This window comes from Erwinia sp. GW821-FHT03D09, assembly GCF_059420805.1.
Genome location: NZ_JBWKUK010000003.1, coordinates 230,018 through 242,325, shown reverse-complemented (window position 1 = coordinate 242,325; position 12,308 = coordinate 230,018). Strand labels below are relative to the sequence as shown.

At 36.6% G+C, this 12,308-nt stretch carries 10 protein-coding genes; all 10 read right to left on the bottom strand.

The window, feature by feature from the left end:
* Positions 1 to 27: 27 nt before the first annotated feature.
* The 10 genes from AC07U6_RS04315 to AC07U6_RS04270 all read right to left on the bottom strand — a co-directional run bounded on the left by AC07U6_RS04315 (position 28) and on the right by AC07U6_RS04270 (position 12,289).
* Positions 28 to 1,182 carry a glycosyltransferase family 4 protein gene (locus AC07U6_RS04315; RefSeq protein WP_494763117.1) on the bottom strand — a complete coding sequence of 385 codons (1,155 nt, stop codon included), beginning with the start codon at positions 1,180 to 1,182 and terminating at the stop codon, positions 28 to 30.
* Positions 1,183 to 1,298: 116 nt separating this feature from the next.
* A complete protein-coding gene (gene cpsG, locus AC07U6_RS04310) occupies positions 1,299 to 2,675 on the bottom strand; it encodes a phosphomannomutase CpsG (protein WP_494763118.1) in 1,377 nt (458 codons plus the stop codon).
* Positions 2,676 to 2,690: 15 nt separating this feature from the next.
* Positions 2,691 to 4,103, bottom strand: a complete 1,413-nt coding sequence (locus AC07U6_RS04305; protein WP_494763119.1) for a mannose-1-phosphate guanylyltransferase/mannose-6-phosphate isomerase — start codon at positions 4,101 to 4,103, stop codon at positions 2,691 to 2,693.
* A 61-nt stretch (positions 4,104 to 4,164) separates the two neighbouring features.
* Entirely contained in the window at positions 4,165 to 5,613 is a 1,449-nt protein-coding gene (locus AC07U6_RS04300; RefSeq protein WP_494763120.1) for an oligosaccharide flippase family protein, read from the bottom strand.
* A gap of 37 nt (positions 5,614 to 5,650) precedes the next feature.
* Positions 5,651 to 6,661, bottom strand: a complete 1,011-nt coding sequence (locus tag AC07U6_RS04295; RefSeq protein WP_494763121.1) for a polysaccharide pyruvyl transferase family protein — start codon at positions 6,659 to 6,661, stop codon at positions 5,651 to 5,653.
* A 221-nt stretch (positions 6,662 to 6,882) separates the two neighbouring features.
* Complete coding sequence (locus AC07U6_RS04290; protein WP_494763122.1) at positions 6,883 to 7,980, bottom strand: glycosyltransferase; 1,098 nt, start codon at positions 7,978 to 7,980, stop codon at positions 6,883 to 6,885.
* Positions 7,964 to 9,058, bottom strand: a complete 1,095-nt coding sequence (locus AC07U6_RS04285) for a glycosyltransferase family 4 protein (protein ID WP_494763123.1) — start codon at positions 9,056 to 9,058, stop codon at positions 7,964 to 7,966. The genes AC07U6_RS04290 and AC07U6_RS04285 overlap by 17 nt, the downstream gene beginning before the upstream one ends.
* A gap of 17 nt (positions 9,059 to 9,075) precedes the next feature.
* Entirely contained in the window at positions 9,076 to 10,251 is a 1,176-nt protein-coding gene (locus AC07U6_RS04280) for an EpsG family protein (protein WP_494763124.1), read from the bottom strand.
* 27 nt (positions 10,252 to 10,278) lie between these two features.
* Entirely contained in the window at positions 10,279 to 11,313 is a 1,035-nt protein-coding gene (locus AC07U6_RS04275) for a glycosyl hydrolase (RefSeq protein WP_494763125.1), read from the bottom strand.
* 10 nt (positions 11,314 to 11,323) lie between these two features.
* The gene (locus AC07U6_RS04270) at positions 11,324 to 12,289 is read right to left on the bottom strand and encodes a glycosyltransferase family 2 protein (RefSeq protein ID WP_494763126.1); all 966 of its coding nucleotides are present in this window, start codon (positions 12,287 to 12,289) and stop codon (positions 11,324 to 11,326) included.
* Between the last annotated feature and the right edge of the window lie 19 nt (positions 12,290 to 12,308).

Sequence of the window (12,308 nt, the reverse complement as noted above, 5' to 3'; positions counted from 1 at the left end):
TTTGCGACAAACCCAATCATCATTAAATTAGTAACGAATTTTTTTGTTTTCGTTAAATAAAGACCATTTTTCCTCAACGTAATCAGCAATTTCCTTCTTAAATCTTTCGCTTGAGAAGCGTACAGCATTTTCACGACAATTTTGAGGTGTGATTGCATCATTAATTTCATCGAACTTTTTAACCGCATCTATCACCGACTCAATAGTTTGATGTTCGAAAAATATGCCCGTTGGTTTTACAACTCCGTAAGGACGAATCGTTTCCAGTGCACCACCTTTACCGAAAGCGATCACAGGTGTGCCGCATGCCTGTGCTTCTACTGAAGTTATACCAAAATCTTCCTCTGCCGCAAAAACAAACGCTTTAGCCCTTTGCATATGATCAACCATAACTTCGTTTGGCTGATATCCCATGATCACAACGTTACTTCCGGCTTTAGACTTGATTTTAGCCATTTCAGAACCATCACCGATAACGACTAGCTTTTTATCCGGCATTTTACTGAAGGCTTCAACAATCAAATCGATACGCTTGTAAGGTACCATACGTGAAGCTGTAAAATAGAAGTCATCTTTTTTATCATGCAAGGTAAATCTATCAACATCTACCGGTGGATAAATGACATCAGCTTCACGCCCGTAAACTTTCTTAATTCTGCGAGCAATAAACTGAGAGTTAGCAATGAAATGATCTACACCGCTTGCCGTCCTGTAATCCCACACTCGTACTTTATGCAACAACCATTTGGCCAGGAATCCTTTTATTCCTTTATTCAAACCCGCTTCTCGTAAATACTGATGCTGCATATCCCAGGCATAGCGAATTGGCGAGTGAACATAGCTGATATGCAGTTGATCTGGCCCTGTTAAAACACCTTTTGCAACTGCATGACTGCTGGACAGAACTACATCATGTTTTGAAACATCAAGCTGTTCTACAGCTAGTGTCATGAAGGGAAGATATTTTTGATACTTCTTTTTCGCTGAAGGGAATTTTTGAATGAAAGTAGTATTAACTTTTTTGTTATGGAAAAGTTTTTTTGCATCATCATTCAGAAATTCAACGACAGAATACAGCTCAGAGTTTGGATAAACATCCACAAAATCCTTCACTACTCGCTCGGCACCAGCATAAGTTACTAACCAATCAACAACAATGCCGATGTTTTTATCCGTAGACATATAATACCCTCTGGCTTAAATATTAACCCTGATGAAAAGATTACATACTTATTATCACATCAAGATTTTGAAATAATGATTTATACAGGTGGGTAGCCCCACCTGTCAGAAATAGATTACTTACGTAAAATTTCCAGAATTTCATTCGTTCTTAACTTCATTAAATCTTCGTTGGCACGTGATTCAACATTCAAACGAACAACAGGTTCGGTGTTAGAACTGCGGAGATTGAAGCGCCAGTCAGCATACTCAACGCTGATTCCATCGGTATAATCAACATTAATAGCATCGCCCTGATACTTTTCGAGTACGCGAGCAATTGCTTCTTTCGGAGCTTCTAATGAACTATTGATTTCGCCCGATGCCGGGTAAGCGGCCATGCGGTCACCAACGAGTTCACTGAGAGTTTTGCCTTTAACACATAGCAGTTCGGCAACCAGCAACCATGGGATCATACCGCTGTCGCAGTAAGCAAAATCACGGAAGTAGTGATGCGCACTCATTTCACCGCCGTACACGGCATCTTCCAGGCGCATACGCTCTTTGATAAACGCGTGGCCGGTTTTAGACATCACAGGTACGCCACCCGCTTTTTCAACAATGTCTACCGTATTCCAGCTTAGACGAGGATCGTGAATAATGCGTGAGCCTGGGTTTTTCTCGAGGAAGGCTGCGGCCAGCAGTCCAACGATATAGTAGCCTTCAATAAAGTTACCCTGATTATCAAACAGGAAACAGCGATCGAAGTCACCGTCGAAAGCGATTCCCATATCTGCCTGATGGGCAACAACTGCATCCGTCGTGTCCTGGCGGCATTCAGGCAGCAGCGGGTTAGGAATACCGTTAGGGAAGTTACCGTCTGGAGTATGGTGAACCTTAATGAACTCTACATTTACACCCGCCTGCTTAAAGCGAGCTTCCACTGCATCCACAACGTGGCCCGCCGCGCCATTGCCTGAGTTCAGAACCAGCTTCAACGGGCGGTTGAAGTTGTTTAAATCAACATAGCTAAGCAGCTTGTCAACATACGCATCCAGAATGGAAAGCTGTTTGTAAGAACCACGTTTGCTTTCATTTATTGCAGGGAAGTCGTTAGCTTCAGCCAGTTTCTGAATGTCTCTCAGCCCGGTATCACCGCTGATCGGCTTCGATTCCTCACGCACCAGTTTCATACCGTTATAGTCTAACGGGTTATGGCTGGCGGTAACTTCAATGCCACCATCAACTTTCAGGTATGAAGTTGCGAAGTAGATCTCTTCCGTTCCGGTCAGGCCGATATCGATTACGTCAGTACCGGCATCCTGTAACCCTTTGGCCAGCGCCAGCTTAAGGCCTTCACTTGTCAGTCTAACATCGCCGCCCAGCACCATTTGCTTTGGTTTAAGGTATTCACCGTAGGCACGACCAATGCGGTAGGCGATATCTTCATTAAGCTCTGCGCCTAGTTTTCCGCGGATATCGTAAGCTTTAAAACACGTTAATTCACCAGACATATTTTTTCCCTGAAATTAGCAATGGCCGTAATGGTCTTTTAATCGAATGATGTCATCTTCGCCCAGATAGGAACCGGAAGAAATCTCCAGAAGTTCCAACGGGATTTTCCCCGGGTTTTCCAGCATGTGGACAGAACCGATCGGAATAAAGGTGGACTGGTTTTCAGTCAGCAGATAGGTTTTGCCTTCAAGAGTCACTTCCGCAGTTCCTGCCAGCACAACCCAGTGTTCCGCACGATGTAAATGTTTCTGCAACGAGAACTTTCCACCAGGCTTAACCGTTACGCGGTTGATCTGATAGCGAGGCGCATCAACCACTTTGTCGTGGTGGCCCCAGGGACGGTAAGATTCGCGATGCACTCGGTATTCACGACGGTCGTTAGACTTAAGGAACTCAACAACCTTCTTCACGTCCTGAACCTGCGATTTATCAATGACCAGTACGGCATCTTTGGTGTTAACAATCACCAGGTTCTCAACGCCGATTGCTGCAACTAAAGTGTCATCGGTATTGATATAGCAGTTCGAGGCTTTATGCGTGAAGATATCGCCAGTCAGTGCATTACCATTATCATCACGCTCGTTTACTTCCCAAAGGGCTGACCACGAACCAACGTCATTCCAACCAGCATCCAGAGCGATAACAACGGCGTCCGTTGTTTTTTCCATTACGGCGTAGTCAACGGACTCATCCGGGCAGGCAGAGAAGGCTTCAAGATCGACACGAATAAAGTCCTGCACCGAATCAATCTTCACATCAGCCATTGCCAGCTGACATGCAGCCAGGATGTCTGGTCTGAATTCACCCAGCTCTTCCAGATAACGCTTCGCGCTAAACAGGAACATCCCGCTGTTCCAGTAGTATTCACCGCTGGCAAGATATTCAGTTGCAGTTGGCAGATCCGGTTTCTCTACGAATCGTTTTACGTTAAACGCTGACTCGCCGAAAGAATCACCACGTTGAATATAGCCATAACCCGTCTCTGGGCCAGTTGCCACTATACCAAAGGTGGCCAGCTTGCCCTGCTCTGCCAAAGGCGTTGCTAACTGGATTGCCTGGTGGAAAGCATCCTTGTTTTCGATGACGTGATCGGCAGCCAAAACCAGTAAAAGTGGATCTTCACCGTTGGCGGTGGCACTCAAAGCAGCAAGTGCGATTGCCGGGGCGGTATTGCGGCCAACCGGCTCAAGGATAATATTATTAGACAGCTGGTTGATTTGACGAAGTTGTTCAGCGGCTAAAAAGCGGTGTTGCTCGTTGCAGATAAGCAGTGGTCCTGAGACATTCAGGCCATCCAAACGTGTTACGGTATCCTGTAGCATTGATTGCTCACCATTTAGGCGCAGGAATTGTTTAGGATACAGTTCCCGAGACATTGGCCATAAACGGCTACCAGTACCGCCTGCCATAATAACTGGAAGAATCATAACTGCCTCCGCAGTAAAAAAATTCAAAATGAATATGGAAGATTGATTTCAATCAGAAACATTATTCCAATGAATCTACTTTCCGATACTTAATCATATGAAAAATGCCAATAATGTCTTTTTTGAAAAAGACATACGTACTCAAAGCATAAATTAAAGCACAAGAAAAAACTTGCATAAATAAATACAAAAATAAATTTATAGAGTGAAAACTTTCTTTTAAAATAAAAAATGATATTACAAGAACACCCAGCGGAAGAAAAGGCTTTAATATAACTTTCAAATAATCAAAAACTGAAATATCGAGCAATCTGCTGATATAAAAAATAGTATATGGCCAAGTCAGATAAGTTTTTATTACAATGGCCATAATTACATACTCGGGACCATAGCCTGCCAATATTAGAGCTAAGATACCAGTAGTTACTTGCTGAAATAGTTGGTATTTAAATATCCAGCCTGTGAATCCCTTCGCCTTAATCAAAGATAACTGTAGACTTCCTATGCACGATAAAAAACCAAACGCGAAGAAGAACTTTATCGTAGGAACTGCTGAAGACCATTGCTGACCAAATATAAGAGGAACTATATCATCCGATATTAATATAAGCCCCATAAATATAGGCATGCTTATTAAAACCGAAAAATATATCGTTTTCAGATATATTACCTTCAGTTTATTACTATCACCGTGGTTTAGCGTAGAATATATAGGGTATGAGACATTGGAAATTGCACTACTTATTATGTCAGTAAAGATGCTTAATACTCGCTTTCCAAAACCATAGATTCCAAGTGTTGAAAGACTACCAAAAAAACCTAAAAATATATTATCAAAATTGAATGAGTTTACAATTTTTGTCAGAGAGTTATTAATCCCAAAGTTATAAATCTCAGATAAATTTTTTCCAGGATACACTAACCGGGGTTTATAACCAGCGGAAAGCCATAGCACAGAAAAACTAACGAAACTTGTAGTTAGCAAACTTATAATTATTGCATAAAATCCATTGTGATTAATTAACGCAGGCACAGATATCAATGCCGATAAGATTGAACATAGAATAGTCCTTATTGCAATTTTTTTAAATTCCATTTTTCTTGAAAGAATAGCAAGGGGAACAAAAGAGACTGAATCCAAAACCAATTTAACACCTAAAACTGGATATGTGTTTGCTACTAAGGGACTTACACCGTAATTTACAAGAAAAAAAAGCACGGACACCGAAAATATATAAAAAAGAATGCTTAATGAAAAAATCAAAGTAAATATAGCATCGATTTCAGCTTTTTTCACATCCTGCCTATTGACAATAGCATCAGCAAACCCAACAGCACTTACATTTATTAAAATAGCTGTAATTGTAGTGCAAAGGGTGATACTACCTAATTCAACAACAGATATCGAATGGGATGCAAAAGTGAAAATAAAAAAAGCACTTAATGCTGGAAAAACATTACTTATAAAATACCATACGATGTTTAATATGGATAGCTTAGACTTATTCATTACGAAATCCTATCCCCTCTCATAGAGAGGGGTACAATTATTTTAACTTCAATAACGATTCTTTACATTCAAGCAAACGTTCAATATTCCTATAGAAGTCAACATCCTTACTGAGGAAACCATTACTTGCCTTTAATTCAACCAAGGCTTTGATGATAGCAACTTGATATTTTTCATCAAAAACCTTCTCAACTAAATCATTTGAGAGAAGCTTGTTAGGCGCTGAAAAAACCAGTTTTTCTGTAGTCATTTTATATGTACGCCACCAGGAATTTGATTTTAAATTTCTTTTCCGATAAAAATCTGAAACTGCATCATCAATCGATAAGCTTTTTATGAAATAATTCTCACCATATAGTGAAAGTGTTCGACTTCTGTATGCTTCCCTGAAACTACTGGAACCCAATATTTTTGGTTCATATGATAAATTTATAGTTTGTGTCCAATCCAACCATTTGAACGTATTGATTTGAGGTGATGTTATGACAGGGACCCATGGAACACGCATAGCATCTGCAATAATTGCAGCATGCATAGCATCAGCAATTACTAGTTTTGCATGTCTTATCTTCTGTATCACGAGTTTAGAATCCCATTGAGGGTTCACGAACTCCACGCCAGCATGCTTGCAGGCTAATTCCCATTTTCCTGAAAGCAGTGCATGATGATGAGGTATGAAAATTACACCATTCCTTTCGCTTTCAGGCAATGGCTGGAATTCATCAAGCGTATTAAGTAGCGCAGCTCCGTCTGTAATAGCCTTACTTTTGTCAAGACCAAGCACTTTTGCAGACAAGGGTCCACGAACACTAAGCACATTCCAACTGTCATCGCCAAAGTTTACAGGTGGGTAGCCATATCCAACACCGCTAGTAAAAACATACCATTTTTTTGCCGGTGGCATTGAAGTATTAATTATGGTGCCGATACCTGATAGTCTTACTGTATCATCAGTATCAAAATAATTTGGAAGTAAAGCATCCCATAACCAAGAATTCAAGTCATCACCAAAGTTACCGACGGGGTCTTTGAAATAATATATTTGCATGAAACACCTTAAAATTGTTAGCTCAAATACAATTAAAAATAATTAATGAGGCAAGACTCTTTTTCTAACCCGGATAGGAACAAGATATGGTTATATAACCAATCATTGAGAAAATTATAAAATATTTAGCTTTTGAAATGTCATACAATTGAAAAAGTATTAACTTTATTGCAATTGCATATTTATAGTAAATTATGATATTACTTTAACTCATTAAAACTTTATTCACTGGCACTGAAATTCATTTTGTCTTTATGTTCGACGATGCGTTTCTTTATCTTTTTCCCTAAATCCTCAATGGAATCGAACAATTTCTCACTATCTAAATAATCTATCATACCATCAATATTTGAAGCCAACACATCTATCTTTAACTCTATAGATTCAAGCATAACTAATGGGACACCTTCAAATCTTGAAGGAATAACAATCAAGTCTACATGATAGATTTTTTCCCATGGTTCCTTACACCATCCATGATAAATAACACTCATATTGGCACAGTTTTTAGATACAAGATCTTTAAGCAGCTTCAGATCTTTACCATCTCCTACAATATGTAGTCTGATCTTATCAATTATTTCGGGTGGAAGTTGGGCAAGAGCTAAAATCAGTTTATCATGTCCCTTTTGCTTTAGTGAGATGCGCCCCACAATCGCAATTTCGTACTTCATGTCAGATTTATCGCAGCATTCTTGTCTCTTCTTCTTTATATCATTGAGACATCTCACATTATTTTCCACAATATAAACATTCGAATTGCTGTTTATATTTATTAATTCCTTTTTGAATTGCTCACTAATTGTTATATAGTTTTTAACTTTTTTATACAACACTGGATAATAAAGATCACGAAAAAAAGCCAAAGCTTTATTCATTTTCTTCGCAGAATGCGCATAGGGAATGTAAGAATATAAATCAATATTATTCTTTTTAGCTGAGTTAATATAGGCCGCACCTAGTTCGATATCTCCTTGAACTACTACTATATTTCCGTTTGCGAAAGAATCCATCTTCAGCATGGATTTATCAACTTGATTACAGTAGTAAAAATTAAATAAAGCATGTAAAAACTCAAACCTTGGTTGTTTTAAATCAATAACCATGAAATCAATATCAATGCCATTTTTTGAAATTCTTTCTTTAAGCTCTTCATTCTGTGACAAATAAGCAACACTGATACTTTTCCCCTTTTCATAAAGCTGCTTTATTAATTCAATAGCCATTAACTCATGGCCACCTATTATTTTAGAAGGGAAAAAAAAGCATATTGGTTTATTAAGAAGGTCGTGAGGTAAACTACTAATGCTGTACTTCATTAATCACCTCGCTCCATTTTCTTTTTATGTTATTTATATCATATTCCATGGCCGTTTTCCGTGCACCAGCCCTTATGAAATCAAGTTCCATATTTTTAAGGTTATTAATGCTTTTGATTAAATTATCTTTCAAATTAACATCTGATATCAAAAATCCATTTTTTCCATTGCTTATTATTCCTCTTGGCCCAATGTGATCACTTGCAATGACTATCAAACCACAAGCCATTGCCTCAATTATCACCAAGCCAAATAACTCCTCCCAGCCATCTATTTTTTTTGAGGGTAGGACCAATATATCGTGTTGCTTGAAAACCTCTGCAACTTTACTTTTTTCGGCTATGTGCCCCAGAAATTCAACATTTTTAAATCGGTTCAACTCACTTACGAGCTTTTTCTCTTCAACACCTGCACCTACTATTGTGAAAGTATATTCAGAATCTAATTCTCTAATTGCTTCAGCAAGTTCGAAAACACCTTTTTCTTTAACCAACCTACCTACATATAGTATTTTTTTTGCCGAATTTTTTTCACCACCGTCATGTTTAAATAAATCTACATTGACCGCGTGAGGGATAAAAGAACACTCCAGTTTTGAATTGGTTAGTTCGCTACTGATACTTTCAATACAAGGTTCTGTTACACCAACGACCTTAAAATTTAAATTATTTAAGTAAAACTTGAAAATTTTTTTTATTATTAAATTTTTTCCATTATATGGATAAGGAACATTATCCCCCCACCAATACGGCCATGACGTGTGATAAATAATATTATTTCTAATACCTAATAATCCGTAAAAAGCAAAGCGTATATTATAAGGTGCTATACCGAATATAATTGTTTTGTTCTTTAAAAAAGGCAACTGCAATCTGAATAAAGTATTATTCAGCCCGCGCTTGAACCATAATGAGACATCTTTTCTTTTAATTATGGCTGATAACATTTTTTTTATAACAGAAGTCTCTCTATATTTTATGCTTCCTATTACTTTGTCATCTGAAAGTTTTTTTAATGCTTCAAAATAAATTCGCCCATCAACATCATGAAGAATTATTAAATCTTTATTTTTCTTCATCCAATCCCCCTAATGTATTAGATAAAAAAACTGCCCAACCATGGATAGTTAAACCATAATCCATAAATGTTATTGGCATATGGCCCCAGTCTAACAAACCTTAGAATACAGTAGGCTAAAAGTAATAATCTGAATATTGTCACATACCTTTTGAAGCATATAAAAAATAAACCGCCAAGCATGAATCCCGTTATTGGCATAAACAACCTATCTGAAGCAAAAGGGATTAATGTCAGAGCTAAATACGCTGGGCAAGAATAAAAGATAAGGCTTTTATATGATTCAATTGAATTATCACGTATAAATCGTGACAAGACAAATAGCACAATGAAATGTAGAACAAACCCAGCACCAGCCGTTGTTTCTATTACATCATTTTCATATACTGCCATTTTATATGTAGCTACGCCAAAAATGTTGTGCGCTACAATAAATCCAATAAGAAACTTAAAGGATATGACGGAAAAAACGATAAAAGACACAACTGCCACTTTAAGATACTTTCTACTACCAAGGAAAACTATAAACAACGGAATTATAATGGCTGATGATAGATGACAAACACAAGCGATAATAAAAAAGATAATACCTTTTCTATTTTTATGCTCTTGAAAATAACCAATGCTGAACAAAACAAATAGTGACGCCAATGACTGACGCATTAAATGAACTAAAATTAGATAGTTAAAGAAAATTAATAAAGCTGCCAAAGCTATTCCTTTATACTTATCTTCAATGTTTTTTAGAAAAAAACGCTCAACCCATAAAATAAATATAAACGAATAGATAAATGTAATAATACCACTCAGTTGAATGTAATTAGCATCAGGGAAAAATTTATTTATTATATAAAAAAATAAAGGCAATCCAAATTCTACACCGCCAGAGAAAAAGGAGAAAATACTACCACCTTTATCAATTGACTCATAGACTGGAATATAAACATTATAATAATCATCACCATGCCCATATCCAACCTGGATTGAGGCGGCAATAACACTCATGCAAATAATTGCGAATATTTCACCAGGTAATCTTAATACTACAGAATCCACCTTTACAAACAAGAAGTATAATATAGTTAAGTAAAGCCCTAATAACGGGGAAACAAATAGGGTAATAGAGCAGGCTATCGAAACCAATAGGAAAATAACATATTCTCTAGATAAGCCCATATAGCTAAATGTGTTCATCTTTTTTAAACCTTATAAAATAGTTTATTATAGCCCCTTCGCCATTGAAATAAACTTGTTTACTACTGGCTTATCCGTTTTATTGAAATTCAACAATCCAAAATTATGCTCGATATTGTCCTTATTATCTCCGTCATCGATTAAATCATACCACCAAACACCTTTAATATAGTCTTTTGATTTTAACAAAGGTATCAATCGTTCAAAATAATCAGCTATATCACTATCGTTATAACGGGATGATGAAATTCCAGGCACACCAATCTCTGTAATATAAAACGGAATAGGCCTTCCATCCTTGACACTTCCATGAAGATAATTTTGTAATTCATCTAATTTTTTAACTACACTTTCAGCATTTATTGTTTTTCTTTTCGGGAAATAATGATATGCATGTAAAGAAATCCCTTCAACACATTTCATATTAAGGTTGGTAATTAATGACCTTAACCACAAATTAGATTTATCATCAAATGGACTTGTAGAGCCGATAATAACTTTTGCATTTCTATTATTATTTTTTATTGCAAAACACGTCTTATTTATTAAATTTGAGTAACTTCTAATGGATGCATCACTCAACGTAATCCTTTTACCACCACCGCCTCCCTGTACCCATTCATTCCATATTTCGAAAATAACATCTTTATCTGCAAAATGATTTGAAGCCCACGTTGCATAATTTACAAAACCAGCAACAGATTTTTCTCCAATAGGTTTCATCCTTGGGTTGTTTTTTGTTTTTTCATTATATATTGGATTTCCATAACCTAGAATTATAAGCGGTGTAATATTGTTATCTATTGCTTTTTTTAGTGTATCTTCTATTTCTTTATTAGGTGCTGTATAAACTCCTTTACTACCCTCAACCTGATACCAAGGATAATCTGTTCTAATCGATTGCGCATGAAGCCTTTCTATTTGCCTAAAGAGAGAGTCAGCCCCCCCCGGAAAAGACTGAGGATGTACACCAACGCCTAAAAGAAAATCGTTTGCCAAAGCGATTGACGGCCCTATTAGTATCGTTAATAGGGATATATAATGTGCCATTTTTTTAAGCATGTTCGCCTTCTTATTTCAAAATCGATATTTTTTTCAACCCTTTAATTATCTTGTATATTTTTGTATTAAATGGAATCATATATAAAACCTCAGACCAGTGTAGCAATGGAAATACACCAACACCCTGTTTTTTGTGCTCTTCAAAATAAAATTCTGAAATATCTTTTCTTCCATAAATCATAAGTTCCTTGCATATGATTGCTATATTTTTCTTTTTTTCTATAGTAACATCAGATTTATATGAAGAAATGATCTGGATATTTCTTTCATTCACCAGTCTTATATTTTCAATTTTCTTGTATGACTTTACAGTACTCAGCGTTCCATCTTCATATATTATATGGTTGTAAATAGCCATATCGCTAACGTAGCATTGCCCTTGATTTGAAAATATGTTTAAGTTGAACATCCTATCTTCAGCATTCGATAGCTTGACATCAAAGTTGTGGCCCTCAAGAACATTTCTACTATATATCTTATTCCACAACGTACTAATTCCATTGTTTTTACCGAAGTAATCGTGCTCTAATAAATAATCTCTAAAATCATATTTTTTATTTACCTTCCCTATGTCGCGGAAAATCCTTTTTTTTCCTTGCTTACTTTCCTCATATGAAAACACATATAAGTCTGCATTTTCTCTCTCTAACAATTGAGTTATTGAATCTCCATTAGCAATAACTTCATCATCAGGGTCACAAAACCAAATGTATTTAGCGGTTGCTAACCTCAACCCCATATTTCTGGCAGATGACACCCCTCCGTTCTCTTTATTAAAGATTTTTATATTTTTGTTTTTATATTTTGAAACAACTTCTTCTATATTATCGGTTGAACCATCATTAATCAAAATAAGATTAAAATTTCTATCGGGTAAGTTTTTCAAAAACGAGCGAATAAATAAATCTATAAGATGCGCTTTGTTATAGACAGGGCAAATAATATCGACCAAATAGCTTTGTGAGATTTTATTCATTTAGATACCATTTTCAATT

Excerpts from the sequence above, each read along its gene's own strand:
- AC07U6_RS04280 (WP_494763124.1), bottom strand. The coding sequence starts at position 10,251 with ATGAACACATTTAGCTATATGGGCTTATCTAGAGAATATGTTATTTTC.
- cpsG (WP_494763118.1), bottom strand. The coding sequence starts at position 2,675 with ATGTCTGGTGAATTAACGTGTTTTAAAGCTTACGATATCCGCGGAAAA.
- AC07U6_RS04290 (WP_494763122.1), bottom strand. The coding sequence starts at position 7,980 with ATGAAGTACAGCATTAGTAGTTTACCTCACGACCTTCTTAATAAACCA.
- AC07U6_RS04285 (WP_494763123.1), bottom strand. The coding sequence starts at position 9,058 with ATGAAGAAAAATAAAGATTTAATAATTCTTCATGATGTTGATGGGCGA.
- AC07U6_RS04270 (WP_494763126.1), bottom strand. The coding sequence starts at position 12,289 with ATGAATAAAATCTCACAAAGCTATTTGGTCGATATTATTTGCCCTGTC.
- AC07U6_RS04275 (WP_494763125.1), bottom strand. The coding sequence starts at position 11,313 with ATGCTTAAAAAAATGGCACATTATATATCCCTATTAACGATACTAATA.
- AC07U6_RS04300 (WP_494763120.1), bottom strand. The coding sequence starts at position 5,613 with ATGAATAAGTCTAAGCTATCCATATTAAACATCGTATGGTATTTTATA.
- AC07U6_RS04295 (WP_494763121.1), bottom strand. The coding sequence starts at position 6,661 with ATGCAAATATATTATTTCAAAGACCCCGTCGGTAACTTTGGTGATGAC.
- AC07U6_RS04315 (WP_494763117.1), bottom strand. The coding sequence starts at position 1,182 with ATGTCTACGGATAAAAACATCGGCATTGTTGTTGATTGGTTAGTAACT.
- AC07U6_RS04305 (WP_494763119.1), bottom strand. The coding sequence starts at position 4,103 with ATGATTCTTCCAGTTATTATGGCAGGCGGTACTGGTAGCCGTTTATGG.